The sequence below is a fragment of the Brevundimonas sp. UBA7507 genome, from assembly GCF_002478355.1.
Taxonomy (GTDB): domain Bacteria; phylum Pseudomonadota; class Alphaproteobacteria; order Caulobacterales; family Caulobacteraceae; genus Brevundimonas; species Brevundimonas diminuta_D.
Genome location: NZ_DLNP01000014.1, coordinates 143,668 through 162,498 on the forward strand (window position 1 = coordinate 143,668; position 18,831 = coordinate 162,498).

Annotated in this window: 18 protein-coding genes; 6 read left to right on the forward strand and 12 right to left on the reverse strand. The window is 68.8% G+C overall.

Annotation, left to right across the window (positions count from 1 at the left end; all coding sequences use genetic code 11):
* Positions 1–67: 67 nt before the first annotated feature.
* Positions 68–1,573 carry a TIGR00341 family protein gene (locus B3D50_RS11380; protein ID WP_286951283.1) on the forward strand — a complete coding sequence of 502 codons (1,506 nt, stop codon included), beginning with the start codon at positions 68–70 and terminating at the stop codon, positions 1,571–1,573.
* A gap of 27 nt (positions 1,574–1,600) precedes the next feature.
* Complete coding sequence (locus B3D50_RS11385; RefSeq protein WP_286951284.1) at positions 1,601–1,879, forward strand: hypothetical protein; 279 nt, start codon at positions 1,601–1,603, stop codon at positions 1,877–1,879.
* Here B3D50_RS11385 and B3D50_RS11390 read toward each other — a convergent pair.
* The 10 genes from B3D50_RS11390 to B3D50_RS11435 form a co-directional block, all read right to left on the reverse strand.
* Complete coding sequence (locus B3D50_RS11390) at positions 1,876–2,904, reverse strand: mitochondrial fission ELM1 family protein (protein WP_286951285.1); 1,029 nt, start codon at positions 2,902–2,904, stop codon at positions 1,876–1,878. The two genes, B3D50_RS11385 and B3D50_RS11390, sit on opposite strands and share 4 nt — an antisense overlap.
* Complete coding sequence (gene greA, locus B3D50_RS11395) at positions 2,895–3,368, reverse strand: transcription elongation factor GreA (RefSeq protein WP_003166075.1); 474 nt, start codon at positions 3,366–3,368, stop codon at positions 2,895–2,897. The genes B3D50_RS11390 and greA overlap by 10 nt, the downstream gene beginning before the upstream one ends.
* Before the next feature lie 179 nt (positions 3,369–3,547).
* Positions 3,548–3,760 (reverse strand): hypothetical protein, encoded by a 213-nt coding sequence (locus tag B3D50_RS11400; protein ID WP_003166074.1) that lies wholly within the window; start codon positions 3,758–3,760, stop codon positions 3,548–3,550.
* Between the two features lie 54 nt (positions 3,761–3,814).
* Complete coding sequence (locus B3D50_RS11405) at positions 3,815–4,030, reverse strand: cysteine protease (RefSeq protein WP_286951287.1); 216 nt, start codon at positions 4,028–4,030, stop codon at positions 3,815–3,817.
* Between the two features lie 73 nt (positions 4,031–4,103).
* Entirely contained in the window at positions 4,104–5,432 is a 1,329-nt protein-coding gene (locus B3D50_RS11410; protein ID WP_286951288.1) for an amidohydrolase, read from the reverse strand.
* A gap of 132 nt (positions 5,433–5,564) precedes the next feature.
* A complete protein-coding gene (locus tag B3D50_RS11415; protein ID WP_286951289.1) occupies positions 5,565–5,774 on the reverse strand; it encodes a DUF1294 domain-containing protein in 210 nt (69 codons plus the stop codon).
* 3 nt (positions 5,775–5,777) lie between these two features.
* Complete coding sequence (locus B3D50_RS11420) at positions 5,778–6,824, reverse strand: hypothetical protein (RefSeq protein ID WP_286951290.1); 1,047 nt, start codon at positions 6,822–6,824, stop codon at positions 5,778–5,780.
* 129 nt (positions 6,825–6,953) lie between these two features.
* Positions 6,954–10,253 carry a carbamoyl-phosphate synthase large subunit gene (gene carB, locus B3D50_RS11425; protein ID WP_286951291.1) on the reverse strand — a complete coding sequence of 1,100 codons (3,300 nt, stop codon included), beginning with the start codon at positions 10,251–10,253 and terminating at the stop codon, positions 6,954–6,956.
* A 10-nt stretch (positions 10,254–10,263) separates the two neighbouring features.
* Positions 10,264–10,584 (reverse strand): ribonuclease E inhibitor RraB, encoded by a 321-nt coding sequence (locus B3D50_RS11430; protein ID WP_119412701.1) that lies wholly within the window; start codon positions 10,582–10,584, stop codon positions 10,264–10,266.
* A gap of 145 nt (positions 10,585–10,729) precedes the next feature.
* Complete coding sequence (locus B3D50_RS11435) at positions 10,730–11,431, reverse strand: HAD family hydrolase (protein ID WP_286951293.1); 702 nt, start codon at positions 11,429–11,431, stop codon at positions 10,730–10,732.
* Positions 11,432–11,579: 148 nt separating this feature from the next.
* On the opposite strand from B3D50_RS11435, the gene B3D50_RS11440 reads away from it, so the two are divergent.
* The 3 genes from B3D50_RS11440 (at position 11,580) to B3D50_RS11450 (ending at position 15,101) form a co-directional block, all read left to right on the forward strand.
* Positions 11,580–12,887, forward strand: coding sequence for an amino acid permease (locus tag B3D50_RS11440; protein ID WP_286951294.1), 1,308 nt, complete (start codon positions 11,580–11,582; stop codon positions 12,885–12,887).
* 87 nt (positions 12,888–12,974) lie between these two features.
* Positions 12,975–14,135 carry a glutamine-hydrolyzing carbamoyl-phosphate synthase small subunit gene (gene carA / locus B3D50_RS11445; protein ID WP_286951295.1) on the forward strand — a complete coding sequence of 387 codons (1,161 nt, stop codon included), beginning with the start codon at positions 12,975–12,977 and terminating at the stop codon, positions 14,133–14,135.
* The gene (locus B3D50_RS11450) at positions 14,136–15,101 is read left to right on the forward strand and encodes a hypothetical protein (RefSeq protein WP_286951296.1); all 966 of its coding nucleotides are present in this window, start codon (positions 14,136–14,138) and stop codon (positions 15,099–15,101) included.
* Positions 15,102–15,104: 3 nt separating this feature from the next.
* Here B3D50_RS11450 and B3D50_RS11455 read toward each other — a convergent pair whose 3' ends face one another.
* Entirely contained in the window at positions 15,105–15,368 is a 264-nt protein-coding gene (locus B3D50_RS11455) for a hypothetical protein (protein WP_286951297.1), read from the reverse strand.
* A 183-nt stretch (positions 15,369–15,551) separates the two neighbouring features.
* Entirely contained in the window at positions 15,552–16,760 is a 1,209-nt protein-coding gene (locus B3D50_RS11460; RefSeq protein ID WP_286951299.1) for a patatin-like phospholipase family protein, read from the reverse strand.
* 173 nt (positions 16,761–16,933) lie between these two features.
* Between B3D50_RS11460 and dnaG the strand changes: the two genes are divergently transcribed.
* Positions 16,934–18,814, forward strand: a complete 1,881-nt coding sequence (dnaG, locus tag B3D50_RS11465; protein WP_286951300.1) for a DNA primase — start codon at positions 16,934–16,936, stop codon at positions 18,812–18,814.
* Positions 18,815–18,831 lie beyond the last annotated feature (17 nt).

Consider the following 18,831-nt stretch of genomic DNA (forward strand, 5'->3'; position numbering starts at 1 on the left):
GGCGCTGATTCCCGATTTCGCGACGCCTGTCGTTCCGTCACGCTGCGTGGAGGGATATGAAACGGGCATGACCGCCGAAACGCCCGCCGCCGCCCAGACCCGAAACCTGCTGCGCCGCCTGCTGGTCGGCGCCCGGCGCGGCGTGGATCACGCCGAGGCGGCCGCCGCCGTCTATGAGAACGGCGGGCTGAGCGGCCGCTATCTGATGATGACGGTGATCTCGGCGGCCATCGCGGCCCTGGGTCTGATGCTGTCGTCGCCGGCGGTGGTGATCGGGGCCATGCTGGTGTCGCCGATGATGGGGCCGATCGTGGCCCTGGGCTTCTCCCTGGCCCTGCTGGACTGGAACGAGCTGAAGCAGTCGCTGACGGCGCTGGGCGTCGGGGTGGGGCTGGCCCTGTTCGTGGCGATCCTGCTGACCCTGCTGTCGCCGCTGAAGGAGCCGACGGCCGAGATCCTGGCCCGCACCCGGCCGAACTTCTTCGACCTGCTGATCGCGGTTTTCTCCGGGATCGCGGGCGCCTATGCGGTGATCCGCCAGCGCGGCGAGACCATCATCGGCGTGGCCATCGCCACCGCACTGATGCCGCCGGTCGCGACGGTGGGCTTCGGCCTGGGGACCGGCGACCTGTCGATCGCGGGGGGCGCCTTCTTCCTGTTCATGACCAACCTGGTGGCCATCGCCCTGGCGGCGACGGTGACGGCGGGCTTCTACGGCTTCCGGCCGCGTCTGCTGGAGCGGCCCAAGCCCTGGCGCGGGGTGGCGGTCATGGTCGTATTCGTTCTGCTGGCCGCGCCCTTGGCCCTGTCGCTGCGCAGCATAGCCCTGGAGAGCCGGGCCACGGCCGAGACCCGGGTGGCGGTCGAGGACATCTTCGCCGGCGCCGAGTCGCGCATCACCCTGCTGGACGCGCGCAGCGAGGGGCGCGGCGTGACGGTCTCGGCCCTGGTCAGCACGCGCAAGCTGGTGGCCGACGCCCAGGCGCGGCTGCAGGAGCGGCTGACGGGCGCCCTGCACGTGCCGGTGTCGGCGACCCTGGACCAAATCGTCGTGGCCGATCCGCAGGCGGCGGCGCGCGCCGTGCAGACCAGCCAGTCGGCGGCCCCTGATCCGGCGGCGGCCCTGCGCAACCGCCTGGCCGAGGCCGTGCCCTTCGCCACCGATGCGGTGATGACCGACGCCGAGGGGCGGCGGGCCATCGTCCTGCTGCGGCCCGATGCGGGGCTGGACCTGGACAGCGCCTATGCGCTGGAGGCGGCCCTGCGGACGCGGTTCGACGGGGTGGACGTGTGGGTGACGCCGCCGGTGCAGGAGCCGAAGGCGGTGGACCTGGGCGACGCCGAGGCGCGCGCCCGCATGGTCTGGGCCCTGGCGCGCTGGCGCGCCGCGCCGGTGGTGAGCCTGTGCCGACCGGCGCCGGGCGCGCCCGCGGCCGAGGGGCGCGAGGCCCAGCCGGACGCCGGACAGGTCTTCCTGGCCGAACTGGCGGCGGCGGGGGTGTCGATCCGTTCCGAGAGCGGGCCGACCTGTCAGCGCGGCGATCAGAACATGGCCCGGCTTTCGCTGGGCTAGCTCGGGTTTTCAACGGGGGGAGACTAGATGAAACAGGTGAACAAGGCGGCGTGGATGCCGGTCGGCATCGGCGCGGGCATCGCGATCGGCGCCGGGATCGGGGCGGCGACCGACAATCTGGCGTTGTGGCTGGCGCTGGGCGTGGCCATCGGTTCGGGTCTGGGCGTGGCCCTGATGGGGCTGAGCGGCGTCAAGCGAGCGGACAAGAAGACTGAAGAGGCTGCGCCGCTGACGGACGCCGTTCCCTGCGTGAACAGCCACCACAGCGACGGTTCCGACGGCGGCGGCGACGGCGGCGGGGACTAGGCGCGGCGCGTCGCCGCCAGCACGGCGCGGGCGGCGCGCTCGGTCTCGTTCAGCGGCTCATAGGCCCAGGGCGCCAGCGACCCGTCGAAGGGTCGGGCGGCGCCGCGCGCCTGAAGGTCGGCGTGCAGGCGGGCGAACTTGCCCGGCGCCTTCTTCGCGACCATCGGCAGGATGTGGACGGGCTTGCCGGTCGAGGCGGCCTCGGTCGCCATGTTGGCGCTGTCCTCGGTGACGAGGATGTGGTCGGCGCCGTCCAGCATGGCGAACAGGGGGTTGTCGCCCGCGCCGTCCCAGATCCAGCCGGGCAGGGCCGACAGGCGCTCGGTCATCGCCGCCTTGGCCGCTTCGGGCGTGCGGCGCGAATAGGTCAGCAGCAGGGCGCCGTTCGCGGCCGATACGGCCTCGGCGATCCGCTCGGCCAGTTCGGCGGCGTGGGCGGGCGGCAGGTCGAAGGCGGCGGACGCGCCGCCGACCATCACCGCCACGCGCGGATGGGGCAGGGGGGCGATGCGGGCGGCGAAGGCGGGCGCGGCCTCGGCCAGTTTTTCACGGGTGATGCGATGAGGGCTGCCGGTGATCGACAGGACGTTGGGGCCGCTCAACCCGTCGTGGGCGGGGGCGACGATCAGGTCGTAGCGGTCGTTGCGCCAGCGCGGATCCTGGGTCTGGACGACGAAGGTCTGGCCGCCGCTCCAGTCGCGCACGCGGGCCGACAACGGCAGGCTCGCGCGGCCCGTGGCGATCCACAGGTCGGGCCATTCGGTCACGCCGCGCGGATCGAACGAGCCCGGCGCCAGCATGGCGGGGGTCTTCAGCGCCGACGGCCAGCGGTCGAAGGCGGGACGCCAACGGACGGTCTTTATGGCGATATCGGCGGGAGTCAGGCGGGCGACGGCCTCGGCCAGACCCAGGGCCTGGTTCTGGATGCCGGTGCGGCCGTCGGACACGACCCAGATGGAAAGAGGGCGCGCGGCCAAGCCGCGCGCCCTGCCTTCAGCCTCGATGTCGGCGGAGGTTACTTCCACTCGACCTTGAGGATCTCATAGGCCTTCACGCCGCCGGGCGTGTTGACCTCGACCACGTCGCCGACCTCTTTCGAGATCAGGGCGCGGGCGATCGGCGAGGCGATGGAGATCTTGCCCAGCTTCACGTCGGCTTCGTGTTCGCCGACGATCTGATAGACGCCTTCTTCCTCGGTGTCCTCGTCCACGAAGGTGACGGTGGCGCCGAACTTGACCTGGTCGCCCGAAAGCTTGGACACGTCGATCACCTGGGCGCGCGACAGCTTGTCCTCGATCTCGGCGATCGAGCCTTCGATCCAGCCCTGGCGCTCCTTGGCGGCGTGGTATTCGGCGTTTTCAGACAGATCGCCATGTTCGCGGGCTTCCGCGATGGCGGCGATCACGCTGGGTCGTTCCACCGACTTCAATTGCTTGAGTTGATCGTCGAGGGAGCGATATCCCTCGGCCGTCATCGGCACTTTTTCCATTGTGTCGTGAGTTTCTTGCTACGCCCGAAGACAGGTGAGAGACGTTCCGGTACCGCTGCGGCCACGGGGGCGTTGCGTGACCGGGCAAGGAAGTTAGGGCGCCCGACGCCCAAACTCAAGATGGCGAAACGGCGCCATGCCGCGCGACGCAAGCGCGCAGCCGTGTTTCGGCGGTTTTCCTACGGCCCGGAAGGCGGCGCGGGCGGGGATGACGGCCCGCGAGCCTTGCTGAAGGCGCGCCGCAGGGCGCTCCAGGCGATGAAGCCCAGGGCGGCGACGGCCAGAAGCATGAAGACGCCCGATACGACCGCGACGCCCGCGGCGATGAAGGCGATGACGAGACAGACGGCCGCGAACAGGGCGGCGATGACCTGGATGACGGACAGACGCATGAAGGTGTTAACGCCGTCGGCCGATCCGGGTTTCCTCGGCGGGGCGCCGCGCCGTCAGCGGCGCCGTCCGCTCCAGCGCTGACGCCGGTGCGGCGCGCGGACGCCCGCTCGGCCCGTCCCGGCGCTCTGGACCGGCGCGCGGCGGCTTTTCCACAGCCGCCAGGCCAGGGTCGCCAGGGCGATCTTGCCCGCGTGGCGGGCGGCCATGCTGCGGCCCCGGCGGGACAGCAGCAGGCCGCCCAGCAGGGTGGAAAGGCGGGGCAGGGGCATCGGCGGCGTCTCCTTGGGAAGCGGAACCTGCCTGAAGAACGGCCGCGACGCCGCCGGGTTCAGCGCCCCTCGCCTAACGCTTGGGCATCAGGGCCTCGGCGGCCAGGACCGAGCCTTCGACGCCCAGGGTGACGGCGGGTTCGGGCGTGATGCGGAACAGGGGCGAGTGGTGGCCGGGGGCGTCGTCCACCTGTGCGGGCGGGGTGCCGCCGACGCTGAAGTAGACGCCCTTCACCCCGCTTTCGGGGGTGACGAAATAGGCGAAGTCCTCGGCGCCCATGCCGCCGCGCGGCTTGTCGATCAGGATGTCGTCGCCCAGACCAGCGGTCAGGGCGGCGCGCACGCGGGCGGCGGTCTCGGCGTCGTTGATGGTCGGCGGGGTGTTTTCAAGGGGCGAGCGCACCACGGTCGGCAGCTTGTCGTCGGGCACGCCCAGGGCCAGGGCCGTGTTGCGGGCGATGCGGTCGATGCCGTCCAGCAGCTGGGCGCGCACCTCGGGGCTGTCGGCGCGGACGGTCAGTTGCAGGTCCACGCGGTCGGAGATGATGTTGTGCTTGACGCCGCCCTTGATGGCCCCGACCGTGACCACGGCGCCCTCCAGCGGATTGGTCTCGCGGCTGCGCAGGGACTGCAGCGCCACCACGATGTGCGAGGCGACCAGGATGGGATCGACCCCCATGTGCGGCGAGGCGCCGTGCGTGCCGACGCCGTGGACGGCGATGTCCACGCTGTCCGAGCTGGAGGAGGTGATGCCCAGCGGCGCCTCGATCTTGCCGGTCGGGGTGTCGGCCGAGACGTGGAAGGCCAGGGCGTAGTCCGGCTTGGGGAAGCGGGAATAGAGGCCGTCCTCGACCATGGCGCGGGCGCCGAAGATGCGCTCCTCGGCCGGCTGGGCGATCAGGACCAGCGTGCCGGACCAGTTGGCCTTGCGCGCCTGCATCTGGCGCGCCGTGCCGACCAGGGCGGTGATGTGCACGTCATGGCCGCAGGCGTGCATGACAGGCTTCTCCACGCCGTCGCTGTCGACCTGGCGGGCGGTGGAGGCGTTGGCGAGGCCCGACTTCTCCTCGACCGGCAGGCCGTCCATGTCGGCGCGGATCATGACCGTCGGGCCGGGGCCGTTGCGCAGGACGGCGACCACGCCCGTGCCGCCGACGCCGGTGGTGACGTCATAGCCCAGGGCGCGCAGCTCCTGCGCCATGCGGGCGGCGGTCTGGACTTCGAGGCCCGACAGTTCGGGGTTGCGGTGGAAGTGGTCGAACAGGCTGGCCAGGTTGGCGTCGTAGTCCGCCTGGACCGCCGCCTTCAGTCCGGCATCGCTGCCGGCGCCTTGGGCCAAGCTGGGCCCCGCGCTCCCCGCCAGAACCGTCGCCAGAACGGCCGTGATCATCGCCTTTTTCATGATGCCCCCCTTGATCTCTGCAGCGAGCTTATGCCTTTCGCGGGGGGCGGCAAGGGGTCAGCGGGCTTTCCAGATGAAGAGAGCGGCGGCGGTCAGCAGAACCAGGACATAGAGACTGAAGATTAGACCTAGCTAGGTCGCGAAGGGCTGCTTGCGCGTCTTGTGACGTAGGATGCGCTGACCCAGCCAGGCGCCTAGGCCATAGGCGACGGCCAGAAGCAGGCTGCGTTCGGACATACGTCGGCGTCCTGCCCGCGCCTGTTCCTTGTCGAACCAGAACAGGCTGAAGGCGATCAAATTGCCCGTCAGCAGGAGCAGAAGGATTAGGTCGATGCGAGGCATGGGCTACTGCGAGACGCTGACAAGAAGCGGCGTGAAGCCGCTTAATGACATGCCCCAGTTCACGTCGGTGCGGACGAGGATGATGTCGGGTCCGGCGAAGGCGACGCGCAGGTCGGACCAGGGGGCGAGTTCGGGGAGAGTCTCAGAGACGACTGAGCCATCCCATTGGCCGCGAAACAGCTTTCCGGCGCTGACGGCGGACCAGCCTTCGGCGCTCGAGGTCAACCCGAAGAAGGGCCAGGTGGAGATACCGGCGCCGAGCGCGTCGGCCGGTAGCGGCACAGCTTGTGAATAAACCACTTCGACCTTGGCGCCGCAGACGCGAAGGATGCGCCCATGGGCCAGGAAGTGAGACAGGCCGACGGAGGCCAACAGGCAGTCGCTGGATCGGTCCGAGACCAACCCCGTCACCGGGTCGCATTCAGCCCCCAGCGGCCCCTTGCAGGTCTCGCCGTCGATACGACGAATGTCGTCGATCCGGCCCGTCTCAATATCGACGGCTTGAAGGCCGCCCCCCCATTCGCCCCGATTATAGCCGAGATAGATACGCCCGCCGACGGCCAGGGCATCGGTCTGGGGTGCGAAAGTTAATCGCCCGAGAAGGGATTTGATGACCCAGGCGCCATCTTTCCAGATCGCCAATTCATCAGCGCTCAGCACCATTGTTTGGTTATCGGATAGAAGCAGGACGCCGCGACTGGGAGTGGTGAGCTCAAGCGGGGCAGTCAAATGCGCGCCGGATAAAAGATCGGTGACCAGAACAGCGCCGGGACGCTGCGCCGGAACGAGGGCAGCGAGCACGTCGTTGTTTAGAGACATATCCTGTACGCCGCTGGCGGCGAGCGGGCGACGATTTCCAGTCGCGCGATCGTACTCCATCACTACGCCCTTGTCGTCGCGCAGCCAGAGATAGCCCGGTGTCGCCGCGCCTTCGATGACGCGCGTTCCTAGACGGACATTGTCCTTTACAGGCTCCTGCCGGGCGTTGGCTGGGGCGCAAGCAGAAAATGCCAGCACGACGAGGGCTAACCCAAACAGGCATTGGCGCATCGGGCAAAGTCTCTTCTAGAAAACCTTGTTCGATAGTATCGGCGTTTTGTGCTCGAACAACCACGAAAATGCCCCGGCGTTGGGACGCCGGGGCTGATCTCAGGATCGATCTCAGGGCTGGGCCTGATCTCAGTTGTAGGACTGGATCGGGCGGACATCCATTTCGCCGTGGCGGACGGCGGCGATGGCCTGGGCGGCGGCAAGCGAGCCGGACGCCGTGGTGTAGTAGGGGATCTTCATCATCAGCGCCGTGCGGCGGATCGAGAAGCTGTCGGCCAGGGCCTGCTTGCCGTCCGTGGTGTTGAAGACCAGCTGGACCTCGCCGTTCTTCATGGCGTCGACGATGTTCGGACGGCCTTCCAGCACCTTCTTGACCAGACCGACCTCAAGGCCCTGTTCGATCAGATAGGCGTGGGTGCCGCCGGTGGCGATGACCGAGAAGCCTTGCGCCAGCAGGGTCTTCACCGCCTCGACGATGAAGGGCTTGTCGGCGTCGCGCACCGAGACGAAGGCTGTGCCCTCGGTCGGCAGGATGGTGCCGCCGCCGGTCTGGGACTTGGCGAAGGCGCGGGCGAAGGCGGGGGCCAGATCGGCCTCGCCCTCACGCTTCCAGTCCAGACCCATGACCTCGCCGGTCGAGCGCATTTCCGGACCCAGGATGGTGTCGACCCCGGCGAAGCGGGCGAACGGGAAGACGGCTTCCTTGACCGCGATGTGGTCCAGATCCTTGTCCACCAGGCCGAAGGAGGACAGCGGAACCCCGGCCATGACCTTGGCGGCGATGGCGGCGACCGGCTGGCCGATGGTCTTGGCGACGAAGGGCGCTGTGCGGCTGGCGCGCGGGTTCACTTCGAGGACGAAGATGCGCGGGTTCTCGCTGTGCGGCTCCTCGATGGCGAACTGCACGTTCATCAGGCCGCGCACCTTCAGCGCCTTGGCCATGGCGGTGGTCTGGCGCTTCAGCTCGGCCACCGTCTCGGGGCGCAGGGAGAAGGGCGGCATGGAGCAGGCGCTGTCGCCCGAGTGGACGCCGGCTTCTTCAATATGCTCCAGCACGCCGGCGACGAAGACGGTCTCGTCGTCGCACAGGGCGTCGACGTCCACCTCGGTGGCGCGGTTCAGATAGTGGTCGATCAGCACGGGATCGTCGCCCGAGACGCGCATGGCCTCGCCGACGTAGCGGTCCAGACCCTCGCGGTCGTGGACGATCATCATGCCGCGGCCGCCCAGCACGTAAGACGGGCGCAGGACGACCGGATAGCCGACCTCCTCGGCCTTGATCGCGGCTTCCTCGGCCGAGCGGGCCAGGGCGTTGGGCGGCTGTTGCAGGCCGATGGCCTGAAGCATCTGCTGGAAGCGTTCGCGGTCCTCGGCCAGGTCGATGCTGTCGACGCTGGTGCCCAGGATCGGCACGCCGTCTTCCTGCAGCGCATGGGCCAGCTTCAGCGGAGTCTGGCCGCCGAACTGGACGACGACGCCGATCAGTTCGCCCTTGGAGCGTTCGACGTCGATCAGCTCCAGCACGTCTTCGGCCGTCAACGGCTCGAAATAGAGGCGGTCGGAGGTGTCGTAGTCGGTCGAGACCGTCTCGGGGTTGCAGTTGACCATGATGCTCTCGACGTCGATGTCGTCGAAGGCGAAGGCCGCGTGGCAGCAGCAGTAGTCGAACTCAATGCCCTGACCGATGCGGTTCGGACCGCCGCCGAGGATGACGGCCTTCTTGCGATCCGACACCTCGGCCTCGCAGGCCGGAACCTGACCGAGCGCGCCGGTCTCATAGGTCGAATACATATAGGCGGTGGCGCTGGCGAACTCGGCGGCGCAGGTGTCGATGCGCTTGAACACCGGGCGCACGTCAAGGGCGCGGCGGGCCTTGCGGACCTCGCCCTCGGTCTTGCCGGTCAGGGCGCCCAGACGGGCGTCGGAGAAGCCCTTGGCCTTCAGCTTGCGGAAGTCGGTCGCGTCGGTCGGCAGGCCCTGAACGCGGACGTGGCCTTCGGTGCGGATCAGGTCGGCGATCTGGCGCAGGAACCACGGCTCATAGGCGCAGGCGGCCTGCACTTCTTCCACGGTCAGGCCGTGGCGGAAGGCCTGGGCGATGACGCGAATGCGGTCCGGCGTCGGCAGGCCCAGGGCGCGGATGACGGCGGCCTTGATCGCGGCGTCGTCCTCGGCGCCGGCCACGCCGTCGATCTCGATGTCGTCGAAGCCGTTGAGGCCCGTTTCCAGACCGCGCAGGGCCTTCTGCATGGATTCCTGGAAGGTGCGGCCGATGGCCATGACCTCGCCGACCGACTTCATCGCCGTGGTCAGCGACGGCTCGGAGCCCGGATATTTTTCGAAGGCGAAGCGCGGAATCTTGGTGACGACATAGTCGATGGCCGGCTCGAAGCTGGCCGGGGTGACCATGGTGATGTCGTTCTTCAGCTCGTCCAGGGTGTAGCCGACGGCCAGTTTGGCGGCGATCTTGGCGATCGGGAAGCCGGTGGCCTTGGACGCCAGGGCCGAGGAGCGCGACACGCGCGGGTTCATCTCGATGACGACCAGACGGCCGTCCCTGGGGTTGACCGCGAACTGGACGTTCGAGCCGCCCGTCTCGACCCCGATCTCGCGCAGAACGGCGATCGAGGCCGCGCGCATCATCTGATATTCCTTGTCCGTCAGAGTCATGGCCGGGGCGACGGTGATGCTGTCGCCGGTATGGACGCCCATCGGGTCGATGTTCTCGATCGAGCAGATGATGATGCAGTTGTCCGCATGATCGCGGACGACCTCCATCTCATATTCCTTCCAGCCCAGCACCGACTCTTCGATCAGCACTTCGGTGGTCGGCGACAGGTCCAGGCCGCGCTCCACGATCTCGTGGAATTCCTCGACGTTGTAGGCGATGCCGCCGCCGGTACCGGCGAGCGTGAACGACGGACGGATGATGGCGGGCAGGCCCACGAAGGCCAGGGCGTCGTCGGCTTCTTCAATGTGGTGGATGGCGCGCGAGCGGGGCGATTCCAAACCCAGCTTGTCCATCGCGTCGCGGAACTTCTGACGGTCCTCGGCCTTGTCGATGACCTCGGCCTTGGCGCCGATCATCTCGACGCCGTGACGGGCCAGGGCGCCCGAGGCGTTCAAGGCCAGGGCGGTGTTCAGCGCCGTCTGGCCGCCCATGGTGGGCAGCAGGGCGTCCGGCTTCTCCTTGGCGATGATCTTCTCGACCATCTCGGGCGTGATCGGCTCGATATAGGTGGCGTCGGCCACCTCCGGGTCGGTCATGATGGTGGCCGGGTTCGAGTTGACCAGGATGACCCGGTAGCCCTCGGCCTTCAGCGCCTTACAGGCCTGAACGCCGGAATAGTCGAACTCACACGCCTGGCCGATGACGATCGGACCGGCGCCGATGATCAGGATGGACTTGATGTCTGTGCGCTTGGGCATCGGCGTCTACTCAGTTCGTCACGACCGCGCACTCCCAGCCGTCGTAGTCGAGCTGGAAGGCCGCGGCCCAGGTTTGCATCATGGCCGACACAGGCGAAAACGACGCCTCGTCGACCGGCATGGTGGTCTCCAGGACGGTCATGTCGCCCTGGCCCCGCGTCAGGAAGCCCGCACGGCGGGCCACCTCGCACAGGTCGCCGTGCGCCTCTTCCTCGCCGTAGAAGTAGAACAGCGTATGGCGCGGGGTGATCCCGCTGTCGCCCTGCTCTGCGAGCGCGGCGCGCACCATGGCGTCCTTTTCTTCATGGCAGGTCAGGGCGGCGGTCTCCACGCGCGCAGACGGACGGGCGCGAGCGCGCTCGCGGCCGATCCGTTCGGGTTGTCGGTTAAGCGGCCCGTTTAGAGAGGGAGGGGCCGGGGGGCAAGGGCCAGAATGGGGCGGGCGCGATTTCTTGGGGAGCCCGCCCCGCCGACTCCTATTTGTCGTCGATCGCGGCGATCCAGTCGGGCAGTTCGGCGATGCGGCTGAGGCTGACGTAGCGGGGGTTGCCCTCCGGCGCGTCGGCCAGTTCGTGGGCCCAGGTGATGTGGTAGGGGATGTGCGCCGCCCAGGCGCCGGCTTCGATGGCGGGCAGGACGTCGGACTTCATGGAGTTGCCGGCCATCACCGCCTCGGCCGCGCCCGAGCCGTGGCGGGCGAAGACGCGGTCATAGGTCGAGCAGTCCTTCTCCGACACGATCTCGACGGCGGCGAACAGCTCGCCCAGGCCCGAGGCCGCCAGCTTGCGCTCCTGGTCCATCAGGTCGCCCTTGGTCACGAGGACCAGACGGTAGTTCTCGGCCAGTTCGGCCAGGGTTTCGTCGACGCCGGGCAGGGTCTCAACCGGGTGGACCAGCATCTCGCGACCGGCGGCCAGGATCTCGCGCACGATGTGGGGCGGGGCCGAGCCGTCGCACAGCTCCATCGCCGTCTCCAGCATCGACAGGGTGAAGCCCTTCACGCCGTAGCCGTAGAGCCGAAGGTTGCGCCGCTCGACCTGGGCCAGGCGGTCCATCATCACCGGCTCTTCGGCGTGGTCGGCCAGCAGTTCGGCGAACCGCTTCTGGCTCAGGCGGAAGATGGTCTCATTGTGCCAGAGGGTGTCGTCGGCATCGAGGCCGACCGTGGTGACGGGCATGGGCGAACTCCAGAACTTCTGGCCGGGGCATTAGCATGGTTCATGTCCCCGCTCATCCCGACGTCCGCCGGAATGAGCGGGGGGAAGGCGGCGGTGTGGGAAGAATCTTCATGGCGACGGCTGCGACATTTCGGTCTATGCGGCGGACATGAGCCAAGTCGACATCCTGCCTGAACCCTCGCGCCGCATAGGCTGGGGCCTGGCCGCCCTGGTGGTGGCGGGGAACATGATCGGATCGGGCGTCTACCTGTTGCCCGCCACCCTGGCGCCGACCGGAAGCTCGAGCGTCATCGGCTGGCTCGTCTGCGGCGTCGGGGCCGTAACCCTGGCGCTGGTGTTCGGCGGTCTGGGGCGGATGCAGCCGGAGGCGGACGGTCTGTCAGACTTCGCCCGGCGCGGGCTGGGACGGTTTCTGGGCTATCAGACGGGGCTGGCCTATTGGGCCGCCTGCCTGACCGGCAACGTCGCCGTGGCGGTGGCGGGGACCGGCTATCTGGCCTTCTTCTTCCCGGCGCTGAAGGAGCCGATGTGGGGGGCGCTCAGCAATCTGGCGCTGATCTGGCTGACCACGGCGGCCTATGCGGCCGGGTCGAAGACAGCGGCGCGGTTCGGGGCGATCACCCTGGTGCTGGGGCTGATCCCGATCGGCCTGGCCATCATCGCCGGCGTCATCGCCTTCAGCGGCGAGACCTTCGTCGCCTCGTGGAGCCCGGCGGGCGAGCCGCTGATGAAGACGGTTCCGGCCTCGCTGGCCGTCATCTTCTGGGCCTTCCTGGGCGTTGAGAGCGCGGCGGCCCTGTCCAGCCAGGTCAAGAATCCGGCGACCGACGTGGGCCGCGCCTCGCTGGGCGGAGTGCTGCTGGCCTTCGTCGTCTATGTGGCGGCCAGCGTGGCCGTGTTCGGCGTCATCCCGGCCGATGTCCTGGCCCACTCCACCAGCCCCTACGCCGATCTGGTGGCGCGGGTGATGGGCGCATCCGTGGCCGGTCTGGTGGCGGCCTGTGCGGTCATCAAGGCGACCGGCACGATCGCGGGCTGGACCATGATGGGGGGCGAGACGGCCCGCGCCTCGGCCGAGGCGGGCTGGCTGCCGCGCTGGTTCGGCGGGGCGCAGAAGGGCAAGACGCCCCTGTCCAACCCCCTGATCAACGGCGTCATCATGAGCGCCATGGTGATCGCCAGCGCCCAGCCGACCCTGGGCCAGCAGTTCGGCGTGCTGATCGGCGTGACCTCGGTGCTGACGCTATGCCTCTACGCCCTGTGTTCGGTGACGCTGTGGAAGCTGACGACCAGGCCGGGCTGGCGTCTGCTGGCCGTCGGCGGGGCGGTGTTCTCGGCCTTTGCGGTCGCGGCGGCGGCGGGAGGCTACATCTGGCCCAGCGTCGGCTTTTTCGCCGTGACAAGCCTGGCCTGGCTGTGGGTTCGCAAGCGACAGGGACGCGCGCAGGGCGCATAGTCGAAAGCCTGTGTTGACACGCCCCCTTCATCTCTTTAGCGACGCCGCCGTTTGTCCGCCCGTATTCACTGCTAGGAGCCCTGCGCCATGACGACTCAAATCCTGTCCGGCGCCACCGGCGTCCTCGTGCTCGCAGATGGAACGGTCCTGTCGGGGATCGGCGTCGGGGCGACCGGCTCGGCCCTGGGCGAAGTGGTCTTCAACACCTCGATGACGGGCTATCAGGAAATCCTGACCGACCCGTCCTACATGAGCCAGATCCTGGCCTTCACCTTCCCGCACATCGGCAACGTCGGCGTGAACCTGGAGGATGTCGAGCAGATCGGCGAGGCGCCCGAGCGCGCGGCGCGCGGCGTCATCCTGCGCGACGTGCCGACCGATCCGGCCAACTGGCGCGCCACGGGCGGGCTGGACGCCTGGATGAAGTCGCGCGGCGTCATCGGCCTGGCGGGCGTCGACACCCGCGCCCTGACCCAGCTGATCCGCGAGAAGGGCGCGCCGCACGCCGTCATCGCCCACGCCCCCGACGGCAAGTTCGACCTGGAGGCTCTGACGGCCCAGGCGCGCGACTGGAAGGGTCTGGTCGGTCTGGACCTGGCCAAGGACGCCTCGACCACTCAGGCGTTCGAATGGACCGAGGGCGCCTGGGAATGGCCGACCGGCTACGCCCAGCCCGAGGCCGGCGACAAGTCGGTGGTGGTTGTCGACTACGGCGTGAAGCGCAACATCCTGCGCGCCCTGGCCTCGACCGGGGTGAAGATCACCGTGGTCCCCGCCTCGACCACGGCGGAGGACATCCTGGCGCGCAATCCCGACGGCGTGGTCCTGTCGAACGGTCCGGGCGATCCGGCCGCGACCGGCGAATACGCCGTGCCCGAGATCCGCAAGCTGCTGGACAGCGGCAAGCCGCTGATGGGCATCTGCCTGGGCCACCAGATGCTGGCCATCGCGCTCGGCGCCAAGACGCTGAAGATGGAGCAGGGCCACCACGGCGCCAACCACCCGGTCAAGGATCTGACCACGGGCAAGGTCGAGATCGTGTCGATGAACCACGAGTTCTCGGTCGACCGCGACAGCCTGCCCGAGGCCGTGGTTGAAACCCATGTGTCGCTGTTCGACGGCACCAACTGCGGGATTGCGCTGAAGGATAAACCCGTGTTCAGCGTGCAGCATCACCCGGAGGCCTCGTCGGGTCCGACCGACAGCCTCTATCTGTTCAAGCGTTTCGTGGATTCCATGAGGGCGTAAATGGGGGCTCCCGCAGCGAAGTCCGCTTATCTCGGCTGGGTTTCTGCTGCGATCGCGGGGGAGAGGGGGGCTTCTCCAGCCATTGCGGCGGCCGAACACGATCTGATCCTGGGCTACGCCACGGGGTATGAGGCAGCCGACGTGGCGGTCTTCGTGCGCTCGCTGCGCGCGGTCTACGCCGGGCCGGTGGTGCTGGTGACGGATCAGGAGCCTGCGCTTCTGACCTTTCTGGCCGAGCACGACGTGGCGTCGGTCCCGCCCGCCCGCTTGCCCGACGGCGCCTGGCGGCCGCACCCGGTGATGCAGCGGTTCGCCGCCTTCGACAGGCTGATGAGCGAGCGGCCCTGGGCGCGCAGCGTGCTGATGACCGATGTGCGCGACGTGGTCTTCCAGGCGCCGCCGTTCGACCCGCCGCCGCTGAAGCCTGAGTTCTTCGTCGAATACGACGGGGGGCTGAAGGGCCACGCCTTCAACATGAAGTATCTGCGCGGCGTCGGTGGCGAGGACGTGGCGCGGGCGCTGGCCGACAAGCCGTGCGTCTGCGTCGGCACGGTGATGGGACCGCGCGAGAGCATGATCCGCTTCTGTCGCACCCTGCTGATGCTGGCGGCCATTCCCCGGTCCGAGATCGGCGGCGCCTTCGGGGCGGATCAGGCGGCCTGCAACATCGCCCTGCATCTGGGGCTGGTCGAGGGTGAGGCGTCGCCAAACTATGGCCGGATCGCCACGATCGGCCTGACCCCGAGCGCGGACCTGTCCCTGGAGGACGGACGGATCGTCAACCCGGACGGAGGGATCAGCGCGATCGTGCACCAGTACGACCGCCACCCGGCCCTGATGGCCGCCATGCACGAACGCTGGGGGCGGGGCTTCGAGGTGCGCGAGCGGCGGCGGGGCAAGAGCCTGTCCGAGCGCGGGCGCAAGCTGAAGGAATCCCTGGCGCGGCGTCTGCCCGAACTGCGCTGAGGCTCAGGGCAGGGGTGCGGCCTCGGCGCGGCGCAGAGCGGCCGCCTTGCCGACGGCGACGCAGGCGGCGTGCAGCCAGTAGTCGGCGTCCTCGTTGCGATTCTCCTGCCGACGCTGCCGGCCGCGCTGCCGCCTCAACGCGGCGTTGGCCAGCAGGCGGGCGTGAAGCGCGCGCGGCTTGAGCGGGGGGACAGCGGGAGAGCCGGGGACGGCGACGGCGTCGGGGCCTTGGGGCTCCACCGCCGGGCGGGCGATGGCGATGAACATGCGAAAACTCATCTGAGAACGGCGTCGGCCACGGTCTGCGGCGGCGCCGTCGGAACGACCTCTGCTTCTCAGAGGCGCTGAAAGAATCCACAGAAGCTGTGGATAGTTCCGCCGTTATACGAAAAATATTGTTCGTAATCAGATGGTTGTCGTCGCAATCTGGTCAATATGGTTAATGAAACCCTAACCGCCGGGCGGGCCGATGACCGCCTTGGGGGCCTGGTCCGTACGACGGCGGAGGCTGGGGCGCGCCTCTGACGGATCGACGCGCCGCTCGAACGCGCGGCCGGCCATGGCCTGGGCCTCGCCCGCCTGGAACAGGGCGGTCATGTGGGCCTGGGTGAAGTCCAGGGTGTTGGCCTCGACCTCATCGGGAATGGCGGCGACCGACAGGGTCATGTTGTGACGGTGCGCGAACTGGGTGACGGCTGTCAGATCCGAACGCTGCAACGCCTTCATCATGGTGTCGAAGCTGCGCGCGGCGATGCTGACCGCCGAGATGCGCGCCACTTCGAAGCGAGGATCCCACTGGCCGTTGATGACGATCCAGATCCGGGCGTCGCCGAGAGGGCGATTGGCCGGGGTGTCAAGCAGCAGGGCCTGCGGCACGACCAGGAAGCTGGACACCGTGCCGCCGTCGACGTGCAGCTCCTGAATGCGGCGGCCCTGATGCTCGACGTCCAGCAGGACGGGCGGGAAGGCGCCGGGGATGCTGGCCGAGGCGATCAGCACATTGACGAACAGCAGGCGCGAGGCCGGGTCGTCGCGCTGGGCGATGGCGCCCATGTCCCAGACGACCTGGGTCTGGGTGTCCAGGCTGGTGGTCGAGACATAGAGGCGGCGGCCCTTGCGGTGTTCGTCGGCAATGGCCGCCAGCAGCTCGGGCGAGATGTTGTTGAGCACCAGATTGGTCAGGGGCTCGGGCTTGAACACGCCGGGCAGCAGCAGGGCGTAGAGGCCGCGCGACTTCAACAGCTGGTCGGTCTGGCCGCTGGTGTAGGCGTGCTCCAGCGCCGGATCGAAACGCCGGCCCGCAAAGACGAAGGGCGCGATCAGGGCGCCGGTCGACACGCCGGTAACCACCTCGAAGTCGGGCCGGTTTCCGGCCTGGCTCCACCCGACGATGACGCCCGCGCCATAGGCCCCATTGGCCCCGCCGCCGGACAGGGCCAGGATGTCGAAGGCTCCGTCGTGGGCGGCGTTTTGGGCGTTGATCGTCTCACGCACGAAGCGGGCGCGCTCGCCCTCGGTGCGGAAGTCATAGCGCCAGGGTGGACTGGCGGCGGCCAGGTCGGCGGCGTCGAAGACCGGACGCGGAATCGTCTGGCAGGCGCCGAGCGTCAGGAAGACGGCGGGCAGCAGCATCAGGATCAGCAGGCGAAGGTGGCGCATGATCGCAAGGACTCCGGCAAGGCTGGCACGACTTAAAGCCCAGTCGTGCGACAGAAGGAAGTCAGGCGGTTGTCCCCGGACTTATCCCCAGGCGGCGTTTTGGCCGGGGGCCGTCGCGGCGGCGCGCGGGCGAGGGCTGGCCTTTGCCCGCCATCGGACGGCATAGGTCAAGCGTGCGATTTGACGAACGGTTCATCGAGGAGCTGAAGGCCCGCCTTCGGCCGTCCGACATCATCGGGCGGACGGTGAAGCTCAAGCGTCAGGGCCGCGAGTTCGTCGGCCTCAGCCCTTTCTCGAAGGAGAAGTCGCCCAGCTTCTTCGTCAATGACGACAAGGGCTTCTTCCACGACTTCAGCTCAGGCAAGCACGGCGACGTCATCAGCTTCCTGCAGGAGACGGAGCGGCTCAGCTTCGTCGAGGCGGTCAGCCGGCTGGCGGGCGAGGCCGGGATGCAGCTGCCCGCCGAAGACCCCCAGGCCGCCGAGCGCGAGCAGAAGCGTCAGGGTCTGGCCGACTGGATAGACCTGGCCCAGAAGTGGTTCGCCGCCAATCTGCGCCGCAACGTCGGCAAGGCGGCGCGCGAATACCTGGAAAAGCGCGGCCTGCCCGAGGACCAGTGGGAGCGCTTTGGTCTCGGCTATGCGCCCAACGACCGCGAGGGGCTGAAGCAGGCGCTGGTTCAGCGCGGGGCGCGGCCGGGCGATCTTGTCGAGGCCGGGCTGCTGATCGCGCCGGAAGGCGGGGGGCAACCCTACGACCGTTTCCGCGACCGGCTGATGTTCCCGATCCTGGACGCGCGCGGGCGCATCGTCAGCTTCGGCGGCCGGGCGATGAACCCGGACGACCGGGCGAAGTATCTGAACGGGCCGGAGACCTCCCTGTTTCACAAGGGAGCGACGCTCTACGGCCTGCCGGAGGCGCGGCGGATCATGGGCGCTGAGAGCCGGGGCGAGCAGGGCATCATCGTCGTAGAAGGCTATATGGACGTCATCGCCTGCCAGCGGGCGGGTCTGCCGGCCGTGGCGCCGATGGGCACGGCCCTGACCGAGGAGCAGATGGAGCGTCTGTGGCGCGTCTCGGCCGAGCCGGTGCTGAGCTTCGACGGCGACGCGGCGGGCCTGCGCGCCGCCTATCGATCGATCGAGCGGGCGCTGCCGCTCTTGAAGCCGGGCAAGTCCTTCCGCTTCGCCCTGCTGGAGGGCGGGCAGGATCCGGACGACATCCTGCGCGATCGCGGGGCGCCCGCCCTGCGTCAGGCGATGGCGACGACGCGGCCCTTCGCCGAGGTGCTGTTCCGCCGCGAGGTCGAGGCCGAACCGCTGGACACGCCCGAACGCAAGGCGGGGCTGAAGGGGCGGCTGCGTCAGGCGGCCAACGCCGTGCAGGACAAGGATCTGGCCGAACAGTATCGGCGCGACCTGTTCGATCGTTTCGACGCCCTGTTCCCGCGTCAGCAACAGCAGCGCCCGCCGCAGTCGGGCGGACGGCCGGGGCCGGGCGGGCGTTGGCGCGGTCCGCCGCCCCTGCAGGGGCAGACGGTGGAGGGGGCGCAGGCCATGCAGGCGCTGTTCCGCTCGGTCGAGCCGATCGCCGCCGCCCTGGCCCACGGCGCCATCGACGACCCGGAGCGGCTGGACGATCACATGGAGGCGGTGGCGCGCTACGGCTTCGGCGATCCGGCCCTGGACGGGCTGGCTCAGGAACTGGTTCGACTGCGTTTCTCGGGCCGGACCCTTGACTCCGCCGCCCTGCGCCGCCATCTGGCCCAATCGGGTCATGATGCCTTGATGCACGAGGTCGAGAAGGCGGCGGCGAAGTCCGGCGCGCCATTCCTGGCTGCAGACAAGCCCCTCGGCGAGGCGAGGATCCGGTGGTCGCAAGCGTTCGACGCTCTGACCCGCGCAGCGGCGTTGGACGAGGCGCTGGCTTCAGCGAAGTCGGAGGCTCATCGGGCCTTCGATAACTCAGCTTTCGCCCTGGTGAAGGCTGAGCGCGATGCTTTGCGGCGAGCCATCAAGACCGGAACGATTTGGGAAGACGCGGCTTCTTCGTAACCAACGAAGTCGTCGGG